The sequence below is a fragment of the Chryseobacterium sp. RU37D genome, assembly GCF_900156075.1.
GTDB lineage: Bacteria > Bacteroidota > Bacteroidia > Flavobacteriales > Weeksellaceae > Chryseobacterium.
Genome location: NZ_FTMM01000004.1, coordinates 81,808 through 106,339, shown reverse-complemented (window position 1 = coordinate 106,339; position 24,532 = coordinate 81,808). Strand labels below are relative to the sequence as shown.

Genomic DNA, 24,532 nt, shown 5'->3' with positions numbered 1-24,532 from the left:
ATTAAATATTGTTAACATTATATTTATATTTACAAAATATTTTAAATTAATACATGAAAGCACTTGTATTTCCAGGGCAGGGTTCTCAATTCGTAGGTATGGGAAAAGAATTGTATGATTCTAGAAAAGACATTAAGGACCTGATGGAATCTGCCAACGAAATTTTAGGGTTCGATATCCTTTCTATTATGTTTAACGGGACGGATGAAGATCTTAAGAAAACAGAAGTTACCCAACCTTCCATTTTTATACATTCAGTGGCTGCTTTAAAAGCAGTGAACGGCCTTGGAGCCGAAATGGTGGCGGGGCACTCTTTGGGAGAATTTTCAGCATTGGTAGCCAATGGGGTTTTGTCTTTTGATGACGGTCTGAAATTAGTTTCCGAAAGAGCAAAAGCAATGCAGGCAGCTTGTGATGCCAATCCAAGTTCTATGGCGGCAATTTTAGGACTGGAAGATGCTAAAGTTGAAGAAATCTGTTCACAAATCAGCGGAATTGTAGTTCCTGCAAATTATAACTGTCCGGGACAATTGGTCATTTCCGGTGAAACGGCGGCTGTTGAGGAAGCTTGCGTAAAATTAAAGGAAGAGGGCGCAAAAAGAGCGTTGTTACTACCTGTAAACGGAGCGTTTCACTCTCCATTGATGCAGCCTGCACAAGAAAGATTGGCAGCAGCTATTGAGCAGACAAAATTCAGAAAGGCAACGATTCCGGTGTATCAGAACATTACTACAACAGCAGTTTCTGATCCTGATCAAATTAAGAAAAACCTGATTGCACAGCTTACAGGCCCTGTAAAATGGACGCAGTCGGTTCAAAATATGATTAAAGACGGTGCAACCAACTTTGTAGAGGTTGGGCCTGGGAAAACGCTACAAGGATTAATCAAAAAAATTGAAAATTCCGTAGAAGTTGCTTCTGCAATTTAAACAATAAAAATTATGGGCGAGATATTTTCACCGGGAAAGCTGATGCTTACTTCAGAATATTTCGCGATAGACGGTGCTCTTGTCTTAGCGGTGCCTACCAGGCTGGGACAAGAATTTTCTTTTGAAGAAAAAGAAGATGAAAAATATCTTATTTTCTGGGAGGCTTATCATCAAAACGAATTATGGTTGAAAGTTGTCATTGATTACAAAAATTGGCAGATTTTAGAAACCAATATTCCAACAAGTGCTGGATTTATTTTAAAAACTTTAAAAAATGTTCAGTCACTTTCTATAATTAAATTCAAAAGCAACCTTACTTATAATTTAAAAACTAACCTTCAGTTTCCTGCAGATTACGGTTTGGGAAGTAGCTCTACATTAATGAATAATCTTGCGGAATGGGCAGAGATTGATGCTTTCTATTTAAATAAGATAAGCCTGGGCGGAAGCGGATACGATATCGCAGTTGCAAAAGAGAAATCTGCCGTGCTTTATCAAAGTGTTCCTGAGATTAAATATGAAAAGGCAGACTTCAGCCCTTCTTTCAAAAATGAACTGATTTTTATTCATTTAAATCAGAAGCAGGATAGCCGGGAAGGAATCAATTTTTACAAGTCAAAAAATAAGTCTCAAAAGCTCGTTGATGAATTTTCGGATCTTACAAGAAATATTTTTTTATGCGATGAATTGGAAAATTTTTCAGACCTAATGTTAATTCATGAGCAAAAAATCTCTGATTTTCTTGAAATTCCTACAGTTAAGACCCGTTTTTTTGCAGATTGCCCTGTTTTTGTTAAAAGCTTGGGTGCCTGGGGTGGAGATTTTGTCATGAGCTCAAAATTTGAAGGCTTTAAGGACTATTTTTGGGGAAAAGGTTTTCACACAATTTTTGATTATTCTGATTTAATTTACTGATAAACAAATTTTTACAAACTTGTTTTTTTATTTGTCATTCTGACTTATATCATTATATTTAAACCACCTTTAACAAATAATTAATATTAATTTTGTTGAACTCAATACAGAAATAGAAAATATAAGTAAAATGAAAAACGCTAAAATCATCCAGGATTTAAAAAAAATGGGGATTAACGGAGACTATGAAGTAATCTACAATCCTTCGTACGAGGAGTTGTATCAGGCTGAAATTTCTCCTGAAAATCAAGGTTTTGAGAAAGCTGAGCTTACAGAATCTGGCGCAGTATCGGTAAAAACGGGAATTTTCACAGGTCGTTCACCTAAAGATAGATACATTGTTCAGGATGATGTTACAAGAGACACAATTTTCTGGGATGGGAAGGTAAATCTGCCTACAAGTCCGGAAATATTTCATTCTTGTAAAAAATTAGTGTTGAACCAGCTTTCAACTTCTAAAAAAATCTATGTTGTTGATGCTTTCTGTGGAACAAATACAGATACGAGATTGAAAGTAAGATTCATTATGGAAGTGGCTTGGCAGGCGCATTTCGTGACGAATATGTTTATCCGTCCTTCACATTATGAATTAGAAAACTTCGGAACACCGGATTTTACGGTGATTAATGGTTCTAAAACAACAAATCCGAACTGGGAAGCTCAGGGATTGAATTCAGAAAATTTCGTCATGTTCAACCTTACTGAAAAACTTCAGATCATCGGAGGAACATGGTACGGTGGAGAAATGAAAAAAGGAATGTTCGCAATGATGAACTATTATCTTCCATTGAAAGGCATGGCTTCTATGCACTGTTCTGCAAACGTAGGTGAGGAAGGAGATGTTGCTCTTTTCTTTGGACTTTCAGGAACGGGGAAGACAACTTTATCCGCAGATCCAAAAAGATATCTTATCGGTGATGACGAGCATGGTTGGGATAGCAATGGGGTTTTCAACTATGAAGGAGGTTGTTATGCAAAAGTAATCGACCTTTCTGAAGAAAAAGAACCAGATATTTTCAGAGCAATTAAAAGAGATGCACTTCTTGAAAATGTGGTCGTAAACAACGGAATTTCTGATTATACAGACGGATCTATCACGGAAAACACGAGAGTTTCTTATCCAATTTATCATATTAACAAAATTGTTTTGCCTTCAAAGGCAGGACACGCGAAGAAAATTGTTTATCTTTCTGCAGACGCTTTCGGTGTATTACCTCCAGTTTCTGTTTTGGATGAAGATCAGGCACAATATCACTTCCTCTGCGGTTATACTTCTAAACTAGCAGGTACTGAAAGAGGAATTACTGAGCCTCAGCCATCTTTCTCTCCCGCATTTGGTGAAGCGTTTCTTACTTTACATCCAACAATGTATTCAAAGACACTGATTGGAAAAATGAAAGAACATGGTGCAAAAGCGTATTTGGTTAACACAGGTTGGAACGGCACAGGAAAAAGAATTTCTTTGAAAGATACAAGAGCAATTATCGATGCGATCATTGACGGTTCTATCGAAGAGGCTCCAAAAACAAGAATTCCAATTATGAATCTGGAAGTTCCTACACTACTGCCAAACGTTTCAGAGGGAATTTTAGATCCAAGAGATACCTACAGCGATGTTGCTGAATGGGAAGAAAAAGCGAAAGATCTTGCCGCAAAATATATCAAAAACTTTGAACAATATTGTAACACGGAAGAAGGTAAAAAGCTGGTAGCTTCAGGACCTCAATTACATGAGCAAATAACAAATTAAAATAGTGGAGGCTGTCTCAAAAGAGGTAGTCTTTTTTTGTACTTTAACCCGTTGTGCTTTTTGAATTTTAATTAAAGGATATTACATCTTCAATTGTTTCACTTAATTCCGAAATACAAAGATTCAAAATGCACAATGGGTTACTTTATTATTTATTTCGATTTTACATTTTTGAAAATCTCGTAAAAAGAACCAAAAATTTCAAAAAATAGCTGAAACAATAGCTTTTTAATTGTTTTCGTTTTTTAGAAATGGAGGCCCATCACTACATTAAAAAGGTGCCAAATACCCTGCTACTTTTATTATCACAGGTGGTATGAATGATCAAAGAGCTATAGTTTGGGAATCTGTAAAATTTGCAGCTAAGTTATACCTAATAATGTTTCTAATAATCCAATACTATGCTAATGTCGGAGAGATGTTCACCTTCGCTCTCTGGCAGCTCGGATTATCAACCAAGAAAACAAAAATAATAAATAAAAAAACGCTACATACCTGCAGCGTTTTTTGTTGATATAAATGTGAAGTTGAGTTCTTTAATTAAGGCATTTTGAAACCTCTCGTATAAATCTGTCCATAACCATCCACAAACTTCACTGATACATTTCCTGAATATTTATCAAGAATTTTCTCGACATCTTTTTGTGAATTTACCGGCTTACCGTTTACTTCTATAACAATGTAATTATCTACAATCCCGATTTTAGCAATTTCGCTTCCTTCAGTTACATTTTTGGCAACGACACCGCTGTTTAATCCGTAATCTGTTTTAAATCTGTCGCTTAAAGGTTCAAATTCCGCTCCGATTTTTTCTGTTATTGAAAGATCTGCTTTTGTTCTTGTAGAAGTTCCTCCTTTTTGGTCTTTTAATGTAACCGTTGTTATAGATTCCTTACCGTTTCTGGAATAGGTTACCTGAACTTTATCACCAGGACGTTTGCTTCCAACTGCCATTGAAAGATCCGCAAAATCTGTAATTGCAACATTATCAATCTGAGTAATGATATCACCTGTCTTTAATCCTGCATCCTGTGCTCCGCTGTTATCTCCAAACCCTGTTATCAATATTCCTGAACCTGCTTTATAGCTGGTCTTTTTCTCTTTGTTGTAATCAGCTACCATTTGATCATTTGATAGATCCAATGATGTTACTCCCAAGAAACCTCGCTGTACAATACCAAACTTCTTAATATCCTCAACAATCTTTCTCGCTAAGTTAGACGGCACAGCAAATCCATATCCCTGATAATATCCTGTTGTAGACTGAATTGCAGAGTTAATACCAATCAAGTCTCCATTCGTATTTACCAATGCGCCTCCCGAATTTCCAGGATTGATGGCTGCATCTGTCTGAATAAAGCTTTCAATCGGGTTGGCTGCTTTCCCTTGAGACTGTAAAATCCCGATTCCTCTTCCTTTTGCAGAAATAATACCAGCCGTTACCGTAGAATTCAATCCAAGTGGATTTCCTACAGCAAGAACCCATTGTCCAACATCAATATTGTCAGAATTAGCAAAATTTAAATAAGGTAATCCCTTTTCTTCAATTTTTAATAATGAAATATCCGTATTCGGGTCTGTTCCTACTAATGTTGCAATATAAGATTTTTTATTGCTTAAAACTACTTCAAGTTTGCTGGCTCCAGCCACCACGTGATTGTTAGAAATAATATAGCCGTCTGGCGAAATAATTACTCCGGAACCCATTCCTGAAGGCATATTATCCGGAGCCTGTTGTCTTTGAGGCTGTTGCCTTTGCCCTCTTCCTCCAAACGGATCGCCGAAGAAGAAATCAAACAAATCCTGTTCAGAAGCTCTGCTTGTAGATCTGCTCTGGTAATTTTTAATGGTAACTACTGCCGGAACCGTAGTTTTGGCTGCTTTTACGAAATCATCACCTACCGCCGCAGTATTCATGCCTGCGAAAGAGACGTTTGATGCTTTTGTAAAGTATGATTGGTCTTCGTTGTTGGAATCATGATTGAAATATTGTAATGCTCCAACGGTAGTAGCTCCTGAAATAACGCCTACTACTGCAAATGGTAATAGTTTTTTTAAAGTACTCTTCATTGTATATCTTCTTTGTTATTTATTATATTAATTTTCGTTTTACAGTGAACAAATTTAATGCTAAATAGGTAGGTGTTTAGTATGTAATGTTTCAACTTTAACTAAAATTTAACAGGAATAACAATAATTTATATATTAAGTCGTAATTTTTAAAAGCTCATTTAACGAATCTTAAAAAATTATTAAATGACAATATGACATATAGTTGGATATGTTGTCATAATAGTTAAAATCCATGATTAAACAATTACTCTTCATAATTATTTTATAATACTTACCTTTGCAAAAATTTTTCTCACTTAAAACGTTTATAGCATGCAACTGTACAACACCTTAAGCGCAGAAGAAAGAGCTCAACTTATTGATGAAGCTGGTAAGGAGCGCCTTACATTGTCTTTCTATGCGTACGCCAAAATTGAAGATCCCAAAAAATTTCGTGATGATTTATTTATAGCCTGGAATGCCCTTGATGCGCTTGGCCGTATTTATGTTGCCCATGAAGGAATTAATGCTCAGATGAGCGTTCCTGCAGATCAGTTTGATGCTTTTCGTGATACGCTGGAGGTATATGATTTTATGAAAGGTATCCGTTTGAATGTAGCGGTAGAACAAGACAATCATTCATTTTTAAAATTAACAATAAAGGTTAGAAACAAAATTGTCGCTGATGGCTTGAATGACGAAACTTTTGATGTTACGAATAAGGGAATTCATTTAAGAGCAAAAGAGTTTAACGAAATGCTTGAGGACCCGAATACGATTGTTGTAGATTTCAGAAACCATTACGAAAGTGAAGTAGGGCACTTTGAGGGAGCAATTACTCCAGATGTTGAAAATTTCAGGGAAAGTTTACCGATTATCAACGAGCAGCTGCAGGGTTTTAAAGAAGATAAAAACCTTTTAATGTACTGTACAGGAGGGATTCGTTGCGAGAAGGCGAGTGCCTATTTTAAGCATCAGGGCTTTAAAAATGTTTTCCAGCTGGAAGGCGGAATCATTGAATATACCCGTCAAATCAAAGAAGAAAATATCGAAAGTAAATTCATCGGTAAAAACTTCGTATTCGACTACCGTTTGGGTGAAAGGATTACAGATGATATTATCGCGCAGTGCCACCAGTGCGGGAAGCCTTGTGATAATCATACCAATTGTGCCAATGACGCGTGCCATTTGCTATTTATCCAATGTGATGAATGTAAGGCCGCGATGGAAAATACCTGTTCTACAGAATGCCAGGAAACCATTCATCTGCCTTGGGAGGAACAGGTGAAATTAAGAAAAGGTCTTCAGGTAGGAAATAAAGTGTTCAGAAAAGGAAAATCTGAAGCTTTGAAATTCAAAAAATCCGGTGACTTACCAAATAAACCTTTGGCAAAGGCAGAAACAAAAGATATCCGCCAGAAAATTAAAGTTAAAAAGACGTTGATTGGAAAAGCGGAACATTACTTTACAAAATCAAAAATTGCTCAGTTTTTAATTGAAAAGAATGGGCTGTCAGCAGGAGATAAAGTTTTGATTTCAGGCCCTACAACCGGTGATCAGGAAGTGACGGTTAACCAGATCTTTGTGAATGGAGGTTTTAGTGATTCAGCAAAAATTGGAGATCAGATCACTTTTGAATTACCTTTCAGAGTTCGTTTGTCGGATAAATTATATAAGATAGAAGCTTAAAAATATAATATTATAATGTTAAAAGCCGAACTTAGAAAAAAATATATGCAAAAAAGAAAAGCCTTGTCAACTGATGAGGCTTTCTTGTTATCTGAAAAAATTTTTGAAAATTTTATCAATTATTTTAAACCTAAAGAAGGAGAAAAAGTACATATTTTCATTCCTATTTTAGAAAGAAAAGAAATCACTACACAGATTTTTATTAATTACTTCTTAGAGCAGAATATTCGTGTTTTTGTACCTAAAATTGTTGCTGATAAGTTGATCAATATTGAAATTTTCAAAAATACAGTTTTCGAGACCAGCAGTTGGGGGATTTCCGAACCTATTTCTAATGAAGATTCCGGGGAAACTATTTTTCATTATGTTATAACTCCACTTTTATATTGTGATCATAAAGGCAACAGAGTGGGTTATGGGAAAGGTTTTTATGATGCCTTCTTTGAAAGTATTTCTAAAGAGGTACAAAAAATAGGAGTTAATTATTTTAACCCCGAAGAAAATATCGATGATGTCTGGGAAAATGATATTCCGCTGGACTATTTGGTAACTCCAGCTGATGTACTGTCTTTTTTTACTAAAGGTTTCGAATAGAAATTAAGGAAGAAAAATTTAAACTCTTTTTTCGTATTTGGAGTAGAAACAAGTATGTATTGCACGTTTTTCTCAAAATTACCCAATGATTTATTCTTACTGTCAAAATATTCGACATTAAATTTCGCGAAATCCAGTGTGTCCTTTTTATGAAAATCTTTATAAACCTCCAGATTATTCACCTTTACACTTTTTACTTTTAAACTATCTAGTTCATGGAATAATTTTTTAAAAGTCAGGCTGTCTGGTTTATGAAAATAACTTTGCATCTGAGAATAGATAACGGTATCAATCTCCGTATTTCTGTGCCCGGAAAGATAGAGTGTGGAGAGATCAAGTAACTCCTGTACCTTTTGTTTTGTAATGAAATTGATCGCCTGTGCGCTATCCATCTGTACAGCTGGGTAGGTTTTGGTATTGCTGCTGTTTCTAAGTTTGTCCAGATCGCTGATTTCCATTTTTTTATTATTACAGGAAATAAATGCAAGAAGTAATATTGCAAAAGCTAAAAAATTATTTATTCTTTTCATCTGTGGTTGCAATTTTAAATTTAATGGAGATAATTTTTCCCTTATTGTCTTTTTTCATTTCAATTACACTTAAATTTTTTAATGATGTTGTTGGAGTGGTTACCAGTGTAATGTATTTTTGTTTGTCGAGTCTTTCAATACCATAGATGTTGTTGTCATAAATCTGGTAAATAATTGCACTGTTGCTTATCAGGCTTTCTAACTGACTTCTTTTTCTCTTAAGCTCTTCAGGGTCACCATTGGCATCTTTTATCGAAAAATAATAAGCAGCCATTTTATAATCATCGGGCTTAAGTTCTATTGTTTCTTCATCAGGAGCGTTTTCCAGGCTTCTATTTACTTCAAGATACTCATAAAAAGGTGCGCTTATCTGCATTTTCAGATTCTTATCTTTAGTGGAATAGTAGAAACATTTTCCCGGTTTTATCTTATAAAGAATAGGAGATTCATTTTCCTTAATTACTTTTATTTCTAAAGTATTGATGACTCCAACACCTCTGTCGGCATCAGTAAAACAATATTTATATGTTTTTGAAAAAATTTCATCCTTAAATCCTAAAAGACCAGTAATGATTACTAGAATAGAAGTAATAATTACCCACGCGTTCTTTTTTAAGATGTTTTTCTGTGATTTTTGAACATCAGAATCTAATGTTTTTAAAGCACTATTATTTTGATTAAGTTCTTGATTTTCATTAATTGATTTTTGTAAATCAGAATTTTCTTCGGGTTTAACCTCAATTTTTTCCTTCGGAATTTCAGTTTTTGGAAGATCAGGCGATGTCTCAACTGTTTTTTCTAGTTCTTTTATATCATCTTCTGTTATTTTTTCATCTTCCGACAATAGTTCTCCTGCAAAAAGGTGTTGCTTCTTGAATTCGTACCATGAGTCGTAACCTGTATAAATACTTAATAAATTAAGCATATCTATTCTGGGTAATTTGGTAACCGGAGAGTTTTTGAAATAAGTGTAAAAAGATTTTTCGCTAATGTTTCCCTTAGCTTTTTTTCGAAGATCTTCCTGGAAATATATAATATCAATACCCTTCCATTTAGAAATATCATCATAGGAAGGGGTGTATTCTTTCAGATATTGAGCCTGTACATCCTTTTTTAGCTGCTCAAAATGTAATAAATCTAAATCTGTCAAATTTTGTAAAAATGATTAGTTTATTGATTTTCAGTATCGTTTAATTGTAAAATTATTTTACAAAGGTATTACAATTATTTTTCCTAAACAAATTTTCTATCTGCTATACCTTTGTCTTGTTCAAATAATAGAACAGAAAAGATTTTATAAAACAATATTAACAAAATTAAATTTAATTTATTATGAAAAAGTCATTATTCGTAGCTGCTATCGCTGCAATCTCTTTAGTTGCTTGTAAAAAAACTGAAGCTACTGCTACTGAAGGAGCTGATTCTGCTGCTGCTACTACTGCTGATTCTGCTGCTGTTGTAGTTGATTCTGCTGCTAAAGTTGTTGATTCTGCTGCTACTACTGCTGTAGATGCAACTAAAGATGCTGCTGCTGCTGCTACTGCTGCTGGAGCTGATGCTGCTAAGGCTGCTACTAAAGGTGCTGCTGACGCTGCTAAAGGTGCTGCTGACGCTGCTAAAGGTGCTGCTGATGCTGCTAAAGATGCAACTAAAGAAGCTGCTAAGAAATAATTTTAGCTTACGCTTAAAAAATAAAAGAACCGCTCACCCAGTGACGCGGTTTTTTTATGCGCTATTACTATTTTTGAGTAATAGATAATGAGTAAAATTACGTCTAAAAACAAACAATGGTCAACCCAGGGACTAACAATGAAATATTATTCTTTTTTCTGTCTCAAAGTTTCATAGCAGGTAATAGCTACTGCATTACTCAAATTCAGGGAATCGATGCTTCCAAACATGGGAATTAATGTATTCTTTCCTTTACCGATCCAGAAATCACTTAATCCCGAATGCTCGGTGCCGAATAAAATTGCAGATTTTTGTTTAAAATTCCTTACATAAAGATCTTCCGCTGTTTCATCCATAATGGTTGTATATATATTGAAATTTTTTTTCTGCAAAAATTCCAACGTTTCTTGATTATCTGCCTGAAATACATTCATTCCGAAAAGACATCCCACACTTGATCTGATGACATTCGGGTTATAAAAATCTGTTTTCCCGTCAGAAACAATCAAAGCATCAATTCCAAAAGCTTCACAACTGCGTAAAATTGCACCTAGATTTCCGGGTTTTTCTACGCCTTCCACAATAATTATAGTAGAATCTTCTTTTGGCTTGAATGAAGACAATTTAGTCTCTTTTGTTTTATAAATTCCGATAATTCCCTCAGAACTTCCTCTGTAAGCTATTTTTTCATAGACTTTATCGCTCACCAGATGAACTTTTCCTTTGGGTAATTCTTTCTGAAAAATATTTTCACAAATATAAAATTCTACAGTCTCAAAACCGTATTCCTGAGCACGGTCATTTTCCTGCCGACCTTCCACCACAAATACATTCGATTTTTTTCTAAATCTATTGTCTGTAAGAAGTTTAGTGATATATTTTATTTTTTCGTTTTGGAAACTTTCTATTAACATTCCGCAAAATTATGTAAAATTTATCTTTAAATCCATTAAATAAAAAACCTCAAATATGATCCGAGGTTCTAAATTTTATTCTTCTGGTGTTTCCAGTGTGATTTGTGAATTATCAATCAGGCTTTGCGGAAGATCTTTTTTATTTTTGATTCCTAATGATTTCAACTTTTGCGTTTGAGTCACTAGATTGTCGTTTCCTGTCGAAAGCTGTTTATAAGCATCGTTATAAACATTTTTTGCCTGATCTAAGTTTTTGCCAACTTTCTCCAGATTTTCTACAAAACCTACGAATTTATCATACAATTTAGCGCCGCGGTCTGCAATTTCCATGGAGTTCCTGTTTTGATATTCTCGTTTCCAGAGATCAGCGATCAATTTTAAGGAGGTAATTAAATTGCTAGGGTTAAGCAATAAAATTCTCCTTTCATATGCAAAGTTCCAGAGATTCTGATCAGCTTGCATGGCGGCGATATAAGCCGGTTCGCTTGGGATAAACATCATTACAAAATCCAGAGATTTTCCGTAATCGTCGTATGCTTTCTGGCTTAGCTGGGTGATGTGGTTTTTAATTGAGCTCAAATGCTGGTTCAGTTTCATCAGATAAACATCCTGCTTCGTCTCATCAACCAGTTCTGTAAATGCTGTAAGAGAAACCTTAGAATCAATGATTACATTTCTTTCGTCAGGATATTTTACTACTGCATCGGGGCGCATTTTTTTTCCGGAAAATTCTGAGAAAAGAGCTTTGTTGTCTTCATCTTTCAGCTCATGTTCAAGGAAATATTCCCTTCCTTTTACCAATCCGGATTTTTCAAGAATGCTTTCAAGGATCATTTCGCCCCAGTTTCCTTGTGTTTTGCTTTCTCCTTTCAGAGCTCGGGTTAATTTTTTTGCGTCTTCCGAAATCTGCTGGTTCAGTTCTGCCAGTTCTTTTACCTTTTCCGCCAGAGAAAAACGTTCTTTATTTTCCTTTTCATAAGCTTCATTCACACGGTTTTTTAATTCAACAATTCTTTCCTGGAAGGGCTCAAGGATTGTTTTTAAATTATTTTGATTAAGCGTGGTGAATTTCTCTGTTTTTTCTTCTAAAATTTTATTGGCCAGATTCTCAAATTGAAGCTTAGACTCTTCCTGTATTTTTACAATTTCTTCTTTCTGCGTTTCCAAAGACTTTTGTAAGCTTTCGTTGATGGCAGAAAGTTCAGAGTTTTTTGCGAAAAAGTTCTGTTTTTCTAGTAAAAGACTCTCAATTTGAGATGTTTGCTTTGCATTGATTTCTTTTTGCTCTAAAAACTGGGCGTTTAAAGAAGAATGTACTGCAGAAATTTTCGCAAACTCGTTTTTCAGATCGTTTAAAAGATCAGTCTGCTGCAGGCTGGCTTGTTTTTCTTTGCTAATGATTTGTGTGAGCTCTTGAATTTTAAGATTAGAATTTTCTAAATCAGAATTGTTTTTAATGTGTAAATTGTTCAGTTTATCATAAGAATTTCTTGAAACCATTGCTGATTTCAGTACTAAATACAAAATAACCGCTCCAAGAATTCCCCCGGCAATAAATCCGATAATTAAATATGTCATCTCCATGTTTCAAAATTACAAAAAGGAAAGTGGATTTCTTTTATGGTAAACTGTAAAATTTTATTGTTTTTGAGATGCTTCGACAAGCTCCTTTAGATTTGCAAAAAGAGGAAATAATAACTTTAAAAAAAGAAAAAAAGCATTTAATTGAACTAAGACTCGCTCGGAATAAAATTCATATGTTGATAAAGAATTAAATGTCCTTTCTTTCATTAAAATTCAAATAGAAATACGGGCTTTAAAAGCTCATTAGTAAGGGGTTGATCCAGAATGAAAGTTCTCTTTTCCTGTTAATTTGCAAATCTAAAGGAGCTTGTCGAAGCATTTTTAAACAAGATTTATTTTAAGCTCAAAACAGCCAATCGATATCCTTCCATCCCAAATCCAGACAAAACCGCATCAGTATTCGCAGCCGTCACAGACTTCTGGCGAAATTCCTCTCTCTTGTAAACATTACTAATATGAATTTCTACTTTTTGCTTCTGAATATTTTTTAAACAATCCGCGATTGCATAAGAGTAATGAGTAAAGGCTCCAGGATTAATTACCAGTGCATCAAAATCATCTGCCTGAAGCCTGTTAATAATCTCACCTTCAATATTTGATTGATAATATTGTATTTCATGAGAAGGAAATTCGAATTTCAAATTCTCCAAATAATCTTCCATTGAAGTTGTTCCGTAAATTTCCGGCTCCCTTGTTCCTAATAGGTTTAGATTAGGTCCATTAATGATTAAAACTTTCATTCTATAAAATTAAATAGTTTTTTGAATTAAGGCTTATAAATTTAGTTTAAACTTAAAATATACCATTACATTTTTATTAATAATATTTCTCATTTTTCTTTAACCTTTTTGTTATCCGATATCATCAAAACGTGGGAAATACAAAAATTCAAAATACATAACGGGTACAGTAAATATTTGATTTAGATTAAATGAAAATCTAACCATTTGATTTGTACTTGAAAAATATTTTCTTTTTTAAATATCAATTGTGTATTCTAAGCAAATGTTCTTTTCGATTAAATCAATACAAAATTGTAAATTAGTAGTCAAATTAATGCAAATATTTCTATCGGGTCATGAAAAAAGACATCGAAAGTAAATTAATGGACAAAAACACCAAGCCTACCAGCATGAGGATTTTGGTGTATGATTTTCTGAGCTCTCAGGAGACAGCATTGTCTTTGTCTGAAATTGAGAATCATTTTGATAATGCTGATAGAACGACCATTTACAGGACTTTAAAAACCTTTGAAGAAAAAGGTATCGTTCACAGCATCCAGGAAAATGCGACGACAAAATATATGCTTTGCTACGATGGTTGCAATGAGCACACACATAAAGACTGGCATCTTCATTTCTACTGCAAAATCTGCAAGCAGACGACCTGCAGAGAAGATATTTCGTTTCCGGAAAATATTCAGACCAATTTCAGGATAGATGAAATAAGGCTATTTGCAAAGGGAATATGCGAAAACTGCCTGGAAGGTTTGCAATAGTGTTGCATTTCGTTTAGACTTAATTTTGATAAAAAAATTAAGTTATGGAAGGATGCTGTAGTACAAAAGAAAAAAAAGAACATAATCACGGCCATGAAGGTCATAACCACGACCATTCTCATGATATAGGATACAAATCTGCATTTAAAATGTTCGTTCCTGCCATTATTTCTTTTGCTTTACTTTTAATAGGGATTGCTTTAGATAAGTTTATAAAAGCTGAGTGGTTTTCCGGCTGGATCCGCCTTACCTGGTATCTGATTGCATATATTCCGGTGGGGTTACCCGTTTTGAAAGAAGCTTTTGAAAGCATCAGAAACGGAGACATATTTTCAGAATTTTTCCTGATGGGGATAGCCACAATCGGTGCTTTGGCTATCGGCGAATTTCCGGAAGGAGTTGCGGTAATGCTTTTCTATTCCGTCGGGGAAGTTTTTCAGGCCTTGGCTGTCACACGGGCAAAAACCAATATCAAATCTCTCCTTGACCAGCGCCCCGATGTGGTTACCATTCTAAAATATGGAAAACCGCAGACTGTAAAGGCCCAAAGCGTAAGCATCGGGGAAATCGTTCAGTTAAAATCCGGTGAAAGGCTTGGCTTAGACGGAGAATTACTCTCTGAAACGGCTTCATTTAATACGTCAGCACTGACGGGCGAAAGTAAGCCCGATACTAAGTCAAAAGGAGAAAAAGTTTTGGCGGGAATGATTAATCTGAATACAGTCAGCCAGATAAAAGTTACCACTGCTTATAAAGACAGCAAGCTGAGTAAAATTTTAGAACTGGTTCAGAATGCAACGGCTCAAAAGGCGCCGACAGAATTATTCATCAGGAAATTCGCAAAAGTGTATACGCCCATTGTTGTATTTTTAGCTATTGGAATTGCCCTTTTACCTTATTTTTTCGTTGAAGATTATATGTTTAAAAGCTGGTTATACAGAGCGCTGATTTTTCTTGTGATTTCATGCCCGTGCGCATTAGTGATTTCCATTCCGCTGGGATATTTTGGAGGGATCGGTGCCGGAAGCCGGAACGGAATTTTATTTAAAGGAAGTAATTTTCTGGATGTTTTGGCCAATGTTCAGGATGTGGTGATGGATAAAACCGGAACCATGACGGAAGGGATATTTAAAGTACAGGAAGTAGTTTTTAATAATGAATTTAACAAAGAAGATATTTTAAAGCTCATTAATGCCTTAGAAAGTAAAAGCTCACATCCGGTCGCAACCGCCATTCATGAATATGCCGGAGAAATTGATCATTCCATTGAGTTGAAAAATATGGAAGAAATTGCCGGCCATGGCCTAAAAGCAGTTGTTAACAGAAAAGAACTCTTGGTTGGGAATTTTAAATTAATGGATAGGTTCGATATCAATTATGATTTTAACCCCGATAATATTGTTTATACTATAATTGCAGTTGCTTATGATAAAAAATTTGCCGGTTATCTTACGATTGCGGATTCTGTAAAAGCCGATGCACAATTAACCATCAAGAAATTAAAATTATTAAACGTAAAAACCACCATGCTTAGCGGCGATAAAACGGCTGTTGTAAAGTATGTCGCTAATATATTAGGAATTCAGAATGCTTATGGTGACCTTCTTCCCGAAGATAAAGTAAACAAGGTAAAAGAAATTAAAGCAAAAAATCAGACTGTAGCTTTTGTAGGTGATGGTGTAAATGATGCACCCGTTGTGGCTTTAAGCGATGTCGGAATTGCAATGGGGGGGCTTGGAAGCGATGCTACAATTGAAACTGCTGATGTTGTTATTCAGGATGATAAACCAAGTAAAATACCAATGGCAATCAATATTGGAAAGCAAACTAAAAAAATAGTATGGCAAAACATTATCCTAGCTTTTGCTGTAAAAGGAGTTGTTTTAATTCTCGGTACCAGCGGTATTGCAACCATGTGGGAAGCTGTTTTTGCAGATGTTGGTGTAGCTTTGTTAGCAATTTTAAATGCCGTGAGAATTCAAAGGATGAAGTTTTGATTACTTTTCCTAAAGATTCATTATCTATTTATGAGATATAAAGTCTGCCTAAAATTACTTTCGTCATAAATGAAATACGATTGAATAGTATATTTGTACTACAAGATTAAAAGTTGAGGTTTTTTTTCCATATTATTATTTTCACGATTGCGATACGTTCGGTTTTGTCATTGGTAAATTATGTACTCAATTATGATTATATTGTAAAAGCCTTTGTGAAAACAGAAACATTTCTCAATCTACTTGTAATGGAAAATCTATATTGAAAAAAAATTTGATAAAACTGAAAAGCAGACCAGTAATAATCAAAATATTAAAATTAGAAGATTGGATGTATTTTCTCTCATAATGGCATTTTCACTTTTTCGGAGAACAATTAATCTGAAGACCAGTTCAATAAAATGAATCAAAAGGTGATAAACTTCCGTACTTCAGAATATATCTCCAGGATTTTTCATCCACCTTTAGCTTAATTCAAGTTAAACTAAATTTTTAATTGAATTTAATATTTTTTCAAAAGCTTAATATCTCAATCCTGAGCCTCAATGTATGCTAACTTTTATAGTTTAGATTTTTGTGAGCTTTGTAAGAAAATTAATATTAAATTTAAATCATTGAATACATCCACCACTATTAATTTTAATTTAAAATGAAATCAAAAATAATTTTAGCGGCATCATTGTCAGTTTCATTATTGGCCTGTGCACAAGGGACGCCAAAAGTAAACCATAAAAAACATACAGTACCTTCAAATTCTAGAGCAAAACCGAAATTTGTGAATGCGGAAGACCCAATCTGCAATATGCCGACAGAACCTTATATGAAGGATACAGCAATTTATAAAAATAAAATGTACGGCTTTTGCAGTACATATTGTAGAGATGTATTCAAAAAAAATCCTGAGAAGTATGCCCAAAAATAAAAAACAGAACAGTAGCAAAACCAAAATTATTATCCCGATTGTGATTTTTGCTTTACTTTTTCTGGGTATAGGTGTAGGGATGGGCTATTTTAAAAAGAATCTGTACACCGTGATGAAAGTTCCGGATTTTCAGCTAATCGATCAAAACAATAAAAAGATCACCAATAAAGATATGTTAGGTAAAGTATATTTGGTAGAATTTTTTTTCAGCCGATGTCCCACAATATGCCCTGTGATGAACTCCAACATGAAGGCCATTGAAGATAAAATCAATAATCCGGATTTTGGAATAATTTCCATAAGCATTGACCCAGAAAACGATACCCCGGAACGATTAAAAGAACATGCAAAAAGAATAGGCGTAAAATCTCCTAATTGGCATTTTCTGACGGGTGATAGAGATTATATTGGAAGTGTGGCTGATCAGTTTAATATTTATATAGGCGACAATGAAGATGACGGCGAAAATCTCAGCCATAGTGGTATGATTGCTCTTGTGGATAAGGATGGAAATATCCGGTGTCGTTATAATAAAGATAATACGCCGATCCTTTATTATTCTGGATTAAACTACGAAGATCAAGAAGGAAAAACACCACTGCTAACAGGAGAGTACCATCCGGACAGAGAAATTTTAATAGAAGATATAGAAAAGTTGTTGAAATAAAATATAAATCATACAAAAACAAAATATTATAAAGGTTTTGAAAATAGCAGTTTTGGGAACAATATTTATGCATGGTTTACCACTGCGCAATTTAAGCAAACCTCTTACTATACGCTTACAATTAATTGGAAAGCCATATTGATGTGCAAGACTATGGAAGTAAATAAAAGATTAACATAAATTTATTAGAGGAGCAAAGTTTGACATTAAACTGTTTGATGAAGTAATCTGGAAAAGCCGACTTCTTAAAATTAATTGTTAACTTGCTTCCTTAATTTTTTAATTAAAATTCTCTTCAAGTAATTCTCTAATTAGAGAATTAAAAAAAAGAGATCCAAAAACTGAATCTCTTTTTAAGTAGCCCGTAGGGGAATCGAACCCCTCTTACCAGAATGAAAATCTGAGGTCCTAACCGATAGACGAACGGGCCTTCTATCTTCCACTAGTTAAAGCGTGCTAATTTTTGTTTTATTATATTAAGTTTACAACTCTTAATAAAATCACTAGGTTAGTTAGTGATTATTTGTAGCCCGTAGGGGAATCGAACCCCTCTTACCAGAATGAAAATCTGAGGTCCTAACCGATAGACGAACGGGCCAACTATACTTATTTAAACTAGTTTATTAACGTGCTTAGTTAATTTGCTTTTTAAGTTAGCTGCTTTGTTTTTATGGATGATATTTTTCTTAGCTAATCTATCCAACAAAGAGATAACTTTTGGCAATTGCTCTGCAGCAGAAGCCTTATCTTCTTCATTTCTTAACACTTTCATTGCTGTTCTAGCAGTCTTGTGGTAGTATCTGTTACGAAGTCTTCTTACCTCGTTTTGTCTGATTCTTTTTAATGCTGATTTATGATTTGCCATATCGTTCAAATGTGAGTGCAAAAGTAAAAACTTTTTTTATATTTACCAAATTTATCTTTAATAAATTTTCAATTTTCTTCGTCTAATAAATATTTTCTCAGTTTATCTATTGCTTGTTCTATTTTAAAGTTCTCTTCTTCTCTTTCTATTTTTTTGATCGTACTTGTAAGCATGATCATTGCGTTGTTCCATTCTCCAGTAGTATTGGTGAAAATAAGTCCGTCAATCGTTACTTCAAAAGCTACCCTTTCTCCTGTCCTGTAAAGTCTGAAACTTATTTTATCATCCCTGCCTGCAATCCCATCTTCATTGATCTCTAAATCGTAACTTTTCGGATTAGAGTGGATTTTCTTAAAAAGCAATTTCGCTTCTTGTATTTTTAAATCCGGCATGATTATAAAATTTTAACCTTTTCCAGAAAATTTATTCCCGGTTAAGGAGGTGCAAAGATAATATTTTTTTCTTTTAAACAAAATAGATAACCTGAATTGCGGATAAGAATAGCAATAAAATTTGTAAAAAATAGCAACAATTTAAGTATTTAAATTTCTGATAATCAAATGTTTAATTGTATTATTGTTGTGGGTTTGAAAGGCCAAATTACAAATATTTTGTAAAGAGTTTGATGATCAAATTAAAAAACTAAAACTAAAACATTAGACCATAACAAGAAAAGAAGAAACAGTACCTCAAAAATATCTGATTCTGAAATCAGAAAACTAAATTCATTGCAAAATCCTATTTAAAAAAAGCAAAAAAGGAAAAACAATCTGTAAATTGCAGAGGGTTATATTTTGATACACTATAATGAAAGCTTTAAAATATATTGACACCCTTGAAATAATTACTAAAAAGACTATATCGACCATCTCCATTTCCTCCTCATCAAGAGGTGTAGCCGCTCCGTTCACGATAACACTGAAATTTCTTCCATCGTTTAAGGAAGAATTATTTATAGCAAACTAGAAAAAGAATAAGCAGAGGAAATAAAACAGGGTAATTTTTCCGAGTGAGCTAATCATAGAGTTCATATCAACTTTATAAGAAAAACGCCGCCGATTGAAATTTGACAGCGTTATATTTATTTTAGGATTTATTCATCTTTTCAGCAATTCTTCTTTTCTTTTTCCGTTCATAAATCACAGCTACAATTTTACCACCAATCCAGGAAAACGGAAAGAAAGTAAGGAAAATTGAAATCTTATAGAAAGTAGGATGATACGGAAAAATAATCACATCCAGCATTGCTATAAAAAGCATGATAAAACCAATAAGAATAGCATAAGCTACTTTAGCATACTTTACAATTATTGCCGTGGCAACTCCGCCTATGGTAGTTCCCAAACCGGAAATAAATAAAAGAAATCCAAAGAATGCATCATCATGCTGCATACCCTGAAGAAATCTTTGCCAGTGCTCAAATGGAGCAAAAGCTTCAAAAGTAATCCATTGCGGAAACGCCCTTATACCAAGAGTAATGATAAGCCCCGCAATACTAAGGCCTACAATAACCGCAATTGTATTTCTTATAAAACTCATTAATCCTAATGTGCAATCATAGAAATTTCGATATCTACATTCTTCGGAAGGCATGAAACCTGTACCGTTTCACGCGCAGGATAGCTTTCTGCATCTAAATAAGAAGCATAAATATCATTCATTACCGCGAAATCATCCATACTCTTCAGAAAAATTGTCGCTTTTACAACATTTTTAAAAGTCATTCCGGCTTCTGTAAGAATTGCTTCTAGGTTTTTCATTACCTGATGAGTTTCCTTTTCAATTCCTTCTACCAATTTACCCGTTGCAGGATCTACAGGAATCTGACCAGAGATATACAAGACACCATTGGCCATGTTTGCCTGTGAATAAGGCCCGATTGCTGCAGGAGCGTTAACAGTGTTGATGATTTTTTTCATTAAAATTTATTTTGGGTGCAAATATAAAATTTATATTCCATTTATGTTATCAAATATCAATTCTGAAATTAGAATGGTGCATTGGGCTGCGTAAAGCTTCTATCTTTATACTTCAGGGCATCACTTAAAATGTTGGCCTTGATACCGATAAAGAAATCATACACCTTATACTGCCCGAAAGGGACCCAGTTGAAATTAATAGTAAAGCTTCGCTGGTCTCTGGCAAAACCAATCCTCGTATATGCCAGTTGCTTTGTCACGAGATCGTAATGGGTACTTCCGTTGATATTCCAGTAAGGGGTCAGCTTCAGGCTGCCATCCAGTCCGATAGAAGCCAGTCTAGTGGGAGTTCTCGAAGCCGAGCTTTTTGTATAGGCATAGTTTGCATTTACATTCAGAGTCCAGGCCTGGTCGAAGTGCGCATAATTATCGTCATCAAAATAATAGTTTTCATTCCTTACCTCTCCTTTCGTCTTATATTTTTTAGCATAATCTGTTTTTTCTCCAAATAATTCGCTGCTTAAAGGATAAGATAACTGAAGGTTGAACCCCTGTACACTGAAATGCCCGAAATCTTCCGTTCTGATCCCACTGTCCTGTCCCGGGAGATAAATAATTTTATACGGATCTAATGATAAACTTGTATTTACACTTAATTTATTATTAAAGAACGAAGACTGGCCGTTTAATGTAATGATAGACCATGGATGGTCTTTCGCAGCAAAATTGTAGCTACCGGAAAGGTTTAAAGATTCAAAGATCTTGATCTTTTTCACACCGGTAGAATCGCTTTTAGATTTCACTTTCATCTCAATATTGTTTCCAATATTGAACCCTAAAGCCCCCACCATTCCGCTGGAAGGGCTACCGATGATTCCACCCTCAAAGATGGAATAAGGCGTCAGCGCTCCATTGGCATCATAATAATTTTTGTAATATCCAAAACCAGAACCTCCAAAATCAGGAGAATAGGTAAACCCGATACTCGGGGTCATCATATGTCTTATGGCTTCAATGGTAGAGCCTTTTTTGAAATTCAGCATTCCGTATAAAGTAGTCTGGATACTTGCAGTGGTGGAGAAAGTAGAATATCCCGTTACGCCTTTATCAGTTTCCGTGACAACTTTATTTTGGATAGGATCATAAAACTTATTGACCGTTTTTGTCGTTAAAGCATTATCAATATTAGCACCTAAACTGAATGTAAAGTATTTTGCAACCGTTGTATTGGTTCCCAAAGCGATATTATTTTTCAGGCCGGTCTGCATTTTGTCCCACATCGCTGCCTTGAAAAGTTCGCCTTCCTTGGTTTGAACGAAATTCGTTATATTAATCCCCGTATTTACCGTAAGATTTTCCAATAAGCCCTGTCTTACCCCTGTTTTGGACTTAAATAAATAAAACTGGTTGATAGCAATGTTCATCTGAGGCAGACGCAGATCAGAAAATCCTGTTGCAAAGTTCTGGGAATAAGATGCAGTTCCGGTAATGGTCACCGGTAATTTCAAAAATCTTTTGGTAACGGTTACTGTAGAGTTTTGCTGGGTATTTAATACATTTTGATTTAAAATATAATTATTGTTCAGTGTATTATTATAAAACTTCGTGCTTACAATATCCACCGATGCAGAGAATGTCAGGAACGGATTAGATTTTGTATCCTGCGTATGTCTCCATGCAATTCTGTAGGTTCCGGTCTTGCTATAGTCGTCCAAACCTTTGATACCACGAACCATCGTTCCGAAATCTGCAGAAAAGTTCCCTGAGTATAGGTATTTTTTCACATAATTCATTTCCGGCCTTAAATTCCAGCTTCCTTTTGTATAGATATCGGAAAGGATTTTAAGGTCAAAATGCTCCCCAATCGGTTGATAATACCCCAATCCGTTCAGGAAAAAACCTACATCCTGCCTTTCCCCGAAGCTCGGGATCAGAATTCCTGCTGCCCTTTTGTCTGAAAAGGGCAAGATGGCAAACGGCATGATCAAAGGGGTCGGAACCTGCTCAATGTACATCTGTATAGGCCCGGAGATAATTGATGATTTATTTTTCGTCTTAATTAATTTAATATGGGAAGCTCTTAAAAAGTAATCGGAAGCCGTATCTTTTTTCTTAATAAAATAATCATCGGTGGTATAGTCTGCCCTCCTCATGGCAAAGACAGAGTCGTTATATTTCTTTGTTTTGTTGGCTACGATTACCCCTCCGTTTTCTTCAGTTCTTGCATTGAAGGCAATTGCCTGCTTGGTTTTTGTATTATACTGAAACTGGTCTGTTTCATACTTCTTTCCGCCCTGGGTAATTATTGCAGGTTCAATGAATTTACCTAAAGAATCCTGTTTTCCGCGTGCAAACATGAGGCTTTTTTCTTCATCGATAGAGATATAATCTGCATCGATCTGTACGTCCTGATACTTTACCTGAGCATTTTTGTTCAAGTAAATCATTTTTTTCTGAAAATCCCTTCTGTTATAATCTGCCTTTGTCTGAAGAATATCCTCAAGAGTTTCCTTTTTTAAAACAATGGTATCATTCTTGGAAATAGTATCATTAACCACATTTTTAGGTAATTTTTCAGGCGTTTCCTGTGCTAAAAAATTGTTAAAAATTAGGATAATTAAAATTTGTAATATATTTTTGAAGACGGTTTTGACCAATTTTTTGTTATATTTATTGTATACAATTAAGGCTCAAAATTAATATAATTTTTAAAACTGTAAGATGCACAAAGTAAATTTTAAAATAATTTTATCATTTCTCTTCATACTCCTTACCAACTTTATTTTTTCACAAAAGAAATTTACCATCGTTTTAGATGCAGGACACGGAGGAAGTGATCACGGAGCCAACAGGACATATTCCGACATCGGAAGAGTTGCTGAAAAAGATGTCACCCTTTCCATTACTTTGAAGGTGGGAGCAATGCTGGAAAAGAACAAAGATTTTAAAGTAATCTATACCAGGAAAGTTGATGAATATCCTTCACTTTCAGACAGGACAAATCTTGCCAATAGAAGTAAGGCAGATCTTTTCATTTCGATCCACTGTAATTCTTCTGTAAGACCATCCGCTTATGGAACAGAAACCTATGTGCAGGGGCCGGATCAGAATGACACCAACCTTGAAGTCGCAAAAAGAGAGAATGATGTGATCTTTTTAGATGAAAAAGATAAGCAGACCTTTGGCTCTTATGATCCCAGCTCTCCGGAATCTTTAATCGCGCTGAAGCTACAACAAAGCAAATATCTTGAGTCAAGCCTTCTTCTGGGGGGATTGGTTGAAGATAATTTTGTAAATAAGGATAAAAGATTTTCAAGAGGTGTCTTTCAGAAAAATTTACACGTTCTGCGTATGAATGCAATGCCTTCAGTACTTATTGAAACAGGATTTATCAATCATCCCGAAGAAAGCCATTATTTAGCTTCGGATAAAGGACAGACTGAAATTGCTGAAAGTATTTATAATGCTGTGATTGATTATAAAAAAGCAATTGACAGAAAGTCCGGGGGTCCGGTAGTAAACAAGAAGCCAGAACCAGATAAGCTGGCGGAAGTAGCCTTGAAAAACGATTTCAGAATCTTATTATTAAGCTCTCCTACAAAATATAATGATGGCGATCCTGCTTTAAAAGGATTAAACTACATTCTGCCTATTAAAGAAAACGGTCAATATAAATATTATTATGGAGTAACAAATCTGGCTTCCGTAAGGGATATTAATATTAAAACCGCTAAAGATGCAGGATTCAGAAATGCGTATGCTGTAGGTTTCATGCCTAACCAAAAGCTGAACACCGGTTACTATACCATAGAACTATATGTAGGTGATAAGCTGAACGGCAATTCGTATATTCTTCAAACCTTAAAGGATGTTGAAAGAAATAAAGAAAATGGAGTCTTTTATTACACCTACGGAAAAGCTTACACCCTCGAGGATGCAGTTAAGCTTCAAAAAGATATTGAGGCTAAAGGAATTAAGAATACCATTATCCAAAAAGTATTTAAATAGCATAAAATAATTTTGAAGTTAGGAAGTT

Annotated in this window: 22 protein-coding genes and 2 tRNA genes; 11 read left to right on the top strand and 13 right to left on the bottom strand. The window is 34.7% G+C overall.

Annotation, left to right across the window (positions count from 1 at the left end; all coding sequences use genetic code 11):
- The first annotated feature begins 53 nt into the window (after window positions 1-53).
- The 3 genes from fabD to pckA all read left to right on the top strand — a co-directional run bounded on the left by fabD (window position 54) and on the right by pckA (window position 3,594).
- On the top strand, window positions 54-929 hold the full coding sequence (gene fabD, locus BW926_RS03230; protein WP_076444112.1) for an ACP S-malonyltransferase: 876 nt from the start codon (window positions 54-56) through the stop codon (window positions 927-929).
- Between the two features lie 12 nt (window positions 930-941).
- The gene (locus BW926_RS03225; RefSeq protein ID WP_076444110.1) at window positions 942-1,844 is read left to right on the top strand and encodes a GYDIA family GHMP kinase; all 903 of its coding nucleotides are present in this window, start codon (window positions 942-944) and stop codon (window positions 1,842-1,844) included.
- Between the two features lie 130 nt (window positions 1,845-1,974).
- Entirely contained in the window at window positions 1,975-3,594 is a 1,620-nt protein-coding gene (pckA, locus tag BW926_RS03220; protein ID WP_076444108.1) for a phosphoenolpyruvate carboxykinase (ATP), read from the top strand.
- A 540-nt stretch (window positions 3,595-4,134) separates the two neighbouring features.
- On the opposite strand, the gene BW926_RS03210 is transcribed toward pckA, so the two are convergent.
- Window positions 4,135-5,664 (bottom strand): trypsin-like peptidase domain-containing protein, encoded by a 1,530-nt coding sequence (locus BW926_RS03210; RefSeq protein ID WP_076444104.1) that lies wholly within the window; start codon window positions 5,662-5,664, stop codon window positions 4,135-4,137.
- A gap of 315 nt (window positions 5,665-5,979) precedes the next feature.
- Here BW926_RS03210 and BW926_RS03205 point away from each other — a divergent pair, with 315 nt between their 5' ends.
- Window positions 5,980-7,335 carry an oxygen-dependent tRNA uridine(34) hydroxylase TrhO gene (locus BW926_RS03205; RefSeq protein WP_076444102.1) on the top strand — a complete coding sequence of 452 codons (1,356 nt, stop codon included), beginning with the start codon at window positions 5,980-5,982 and terminating at the stop codon, window positions 7,333-7,335.
- 15 nt (window positions 7,336-7,350) lie between these two features.
- On the top strand, window positions 7,351-7,929 hold the full coding sequence (locus BW926_RS03200) for a 5-formyltetrahydrofolate cyclo-ligase (protein ID WP_076444100.1): 579 nt from the start codon (window positions 7,351-7,353) through the stop codon (window positions 7,927-7,929).
- Here the strand turns inward: BW926_RS03200 and BW926_RS03195 are convergent.
- A complete protein-coding gene (locus tag BW926_RS03195) occupies window positions 7,875-8,459 on the bottom strand; it encodes a hypothetical protein (RefSeq protein ID WP_076444098.1) in 585 nt (194 codons plus the stop codon). The genes BW926_RS03200 and BW926_RS03195 overlap by 55 nt on opposite strands.
- On the bottom strand, window positions 8,443-9,609 hold the full coding sequence (locus BW926_RS03190) for a hypothetical protein (protein WP_076444096.1): 1,167 nt from the start codon (window positions 9,607-9,609) through the stop codon (window positions 8,443-8,445). The genes BW926_RS03195 and BW926_RS03190 overlap by 17 nt, the downstream gene beginning before the upstream one ends.
- A gap of 182 nt (window positions 9,610-9,791) precedes the next feature.
- On the opposite strand from BW926_RS03190, the gene BW926_RS03185 reads away from it, so the two are divergent.
- The gene (locus tag BW926_RS03185; protein WP_076444094.1) at window positions 9,792-10,130 is read left to right on the top strand and encodes a hypothetical protein; all 339 of its coding nucleotides are present in this window, start codon (window positions 9,792-9,794) and stop codon (window positions 10,128-10,130) included.
- A gap of 146 nt (window positions 10,131-10,276) precedes the next feature.
- Here BW926_RS03185 and BW926_RS03180 read toward each other — a convergent pair whose 3' ends face one another.
- From BW926_RS03180 to BW926_RS03170, 3 genes are all read right to left on the bottom strand, one after another.
- Window positions 10,277-11,044 (bottom strand): TrmH family RNA methyltransferase, encoded by a 768-nt coding sequence (locus BW926_RS03180; protein ID WP_076444092.1) that lies wholly within the window; start codon window positions 11,042-11,044, stop codon window positions 10,277-10,279.
- A 75-nt stretch (window positions 11,045-11,119) separates the two neighbouring features.
- Window positions 11,120-12,628, bottom strand: coding sequence for a DNA recombination protein RmuC (gene rmuC / locus BW926_RS03175; RefSeq protein WP_410493240.1), 1,509 nt, complete (start codon window positions 12,626-12,628; stop codon window positions 11,120-11,122).
- Between the two features lie 332 nt (window positions 12,629-12,960).
- Complete coding sequence (locus BW926_RS03170) at window positions 12,961-13,368, bottom strand: type II 3-dehydroquinate dehydratase (protein ID WP_076444090.1); 408 nt, start codon at window positions 13,366-13,368, stop codon at window positions 12,961-12,963.
- 338 nt (window positions 13,369-13,706) lie between these two features.
- Here BW926_RS03170 and BW926_RS03165 point away from each other — a divergent pair, with 338 nt between their 5' ends.
- From BW926_RS03165 to BW926_RS03150, 4 genes are all read left to right on the top strand, one after another.
- Window positions 13,707-14,126, top strand: coding sequence for a Fur family transcriptional regulator (locus tag BW926_RS03165; protein ID WP_076444088.1), 420 nt, complete (start codon window positions 13,707-13,709; stop codon window positions 14,124-14,126).
- Between the two features lie 44 nt (window positions 14,127-14,170).
- Window positions 14,171-16,123, top strand: a complete 1,953-nt coding sequence (locus BW926_RS03160) for a heavy metal translocating P-type ATPase (protein WP_076444086.1) — start codon at window positions 14,171-14,173, stop codon at window positions 16,121-16,123.
- Window positions 16,124-16,772: 649 nt separating this feature from the next.
- Complete coding sequence (locus BW926_RS03155) at window positions 16,773-17,045, top strand: YHS domain-containing protein (protein WP_076444084.1); 273 nt, start codon at window positions 16,773-16,775, stop codon at window positions 17,043-17,045.
- Window positions 17,032-17,712, top strand: coding sequence for an SCO family protein (locus BW926_RS03150; RefSeq protein ID WP_179077974.1), 681 nt, complete (start codon window positions 17,032-17,034; stop codon window positions 17,710-17,712). Before BW926_RS03155 ends, BW926_RS03150 begins: the two co-directional genes overlap by 14 nt.
- Before the next feature lie 358 nt (window positions 17,713-18,070).
- On the opposite strand, the gene BW926_RS03145 is transcribed toward BW926_RS03150, so the two are convergent.
- From BW926_RS03145 to BW926_RS03115, 7 genes are all read right to left on the bottom strand, one after another.
- Window positions 18,071-18,142 (bottom strand) — tRNA-Glu (locus tag BW926_RS03145).
- Between the two features lie 96 nt (window positions 18,143-18,238).
- A tRNA-Glu gene (locus BW926_RS03140) sits at window positions 18,239-18,310 on the bottom strand.
- Between the two features lie 12 nt (window positions 18,311-18,322).
- Window positions 18,323-18,577: a 30S ribosomal protein S20 gene (gene rpsT / locus BW926_RS03135; protein WP_076444082.1), complete on the bottom strand. Its 255-nt coding sequence runs from the start codon at window positions 18,575-18,577 to the stop codon at window positions 18,323-18,325.
- A gap of 68 nt (window positions 18,578-18,645) precedes the next feature.
- Window positions 18,646-18,969 carry a hypothetical protein gene (locus tag BW926_RS03130; RefSeq protein ID WP_076444080.1) on the bottom strand — a complete coding sequence of 108 codons (324 nt, stop codon included), beginning with the start codon at window positions 18,967-18,969 and terminating at the stop codon, window positions 18,646-18,648.
- A 694-nt stretch (window positions 18,970-19,663) separates the two neighbouring features.
- Window positions 19,664-20,116, bottom strand: coding sequence for a hypothetical protein (locus BW926_RS03125; RefSeq protein ID WP_076444078.1), 453 nt, complete (start codon window positions 20,114-20,116; stop codon window positions 19,664-19,666).
- Window positions 20,117-20,121: 5 nt separating this feature from the next.
- Window positions 20,122-20,496: a RidA family protein gene (locus tag BW926_RS03120; protein ID WP_076444076.1), complete on the bottom strand. Its 375-nt coding sequence runs from the start codon at window positions 20,494-20,496 to the stop codon at window positions 20,122-20,124.
- A gap of 68 nt (window positions 20,497-20,564) precedes the next feature.
- Complete coding sequence (locus tag BW926_RS03115) at window positions 20,565-23,153, bottom strand: putative LPS assembly protein LptD (protein ID WP_076444074.1); 2,589 nt, start codon at window positions 23,151-23,153, stop codon at window positions 20,565-20,567.
- A gap of 64 nt (window positions 23,154-23,217) precedes the next feature.
- Here BW926_RS03115 and BW926_RS03110 point away from each other — a divergent pair, with 64 nt between their 5' ends.
- Entirely contained in the window at window positions 23,218-24,504 is a 1,287-nt protein-coding gene (locus BW926_RS03110; RefSeq protein WP_076444072.1) for an N-acetylmuramoyl-L-alanine amidase family protein, read from the top strand.
- Window positions 24,505-24,532: the final 28 nt, after the last annotated feature.

Coding starts and splice junctions, on each gene's coding strand:
- BW926_RS03120 (WP_076444076.1), bottom strand. CDS start 20,496: ATGAAAAAAATCATCAACACTGTTAACGCTCCTGCAGCAATCGGGCCT.
- BW926_RS03150 (WP_179077974.1), top strand. CDS start 17,032: ATGCCCAAAAATAAAAAACAGAACAGTAGCAAAACCAAAATTATTATC.
- BW926_RS03155 (WP_076444084.1), top strand. CDS start 16,773: ATGAAATCAAAAATAATTTTAGCGGCATCATTGTCAGTTTCATTATTG.
- pckA (WP_076444108.1), top strand. CDS start 1,975: ATGAAAAACGCTAAAATCATCCAGGATTTAAAAAAAATGGGGATTAAC.
- BW926_RS03225 (WP_076444110.1), top strand. CDS start 942: ATGGGCGAGATATTTTCACCGGGAAAGCTGATGCTTACTTCAGAATAT.
- BW926_RS03195 (WP_076444098.1), bottom strand. CDS start 8,459: ATGAAAAGAATAAATAATTTTTTAGCTTTTGCAATATTACTTCTTGCA.
- BW926_RS03170 (WP_076444090.1), bottom strand. CDS start 13,368: ATGAAAGTTTTAATCATTAATGGACCTAATCTAAACCTATTAGGAACA.
- BW926_RS03160 (WP_076444086.1), top strand. CDS start 14,171: ATGGAAGGATGCTGTAGTACAAAAGAAAAAAAAGAACATAATCACGGC.
- BW926_RS03205 (WP_076444102.1), top strand. CDS start 5,980: ATGCAACTGTACAACACCTTAAGCGCAGAAGAAAGAGCTCAACTTATT.
- BW926_RS03185 (WP_076444094.1), top strand. CDS start 9,792: ATGAAAAAGTCATTATTCGTAGCTGCTATCGCTGCAATCTCTTTAGTT.
- BW926_RS03180 (WP_076444092.1), bottom strand. CDS start 11,044: ATGTTAATAGAAAGTTTCCAAAACGAAAAAATAAAATATATCACTAAA.
- BW926_RS03165 (WP_076444088.1), top strand. CDS start 13,707: ATGAAAAAAGACATCGAAAGTAAATTAATGGACAAAAACACCAAGCCT.
- BW926_RS03210 (WP_076444104.1), bottom strand. CDS start 5,664: ATGAAGAGTACTTTAAAAAAACTATTACCATTTGCAGTAGTAGGCGTT.
- fabD (WP_076444112.1), top strand. CDS start 54: ATGAAAGCACTTGTATTTCCAGGGCAGGGTTCTCAATTCGTAGGTATG.
- BW926_RS03110 (WP_076444072.1), top strand. CDS start 23,218: ATGCACAAAGTAAATTTTAAAATAATTTTATCATTTCTCTTCATACTC.
- BW926_RS03125 (WP_076444078.1), bottom strand. CDS start 20,116: ATGAGTTTTATAAGAAATACAATTGCGGTTATTGTAGGCCTTAGTATT.
- rmuC (WP_410493240.1), bottom strand. CDS start 12,628: ATGGAGATGACATATTTAATTATCGGATTTATTGCCGGGGGAATTCTT.
- rpsT (WP_076444082.1), bottom strand. CDS start 18,577: ATGGCAAATCATAAATCAGCATTAAAAAGAATCAGACAAAACGAGGTA.
- BW926_RS03200 (WP_076444100.1), top strand. CDS start 7,351: ATGTTAAAAGCCGAACTTAGAAAAAAATATATGCAAAAAAGAAAAGCC.
- BW926_RS03130 (WP_076444080.1), bottom strand. CDS start 18,969: ATGCCGGATTTAAAAATACAAGAAGCGAAATTGCTTTTTAAGAAAATC.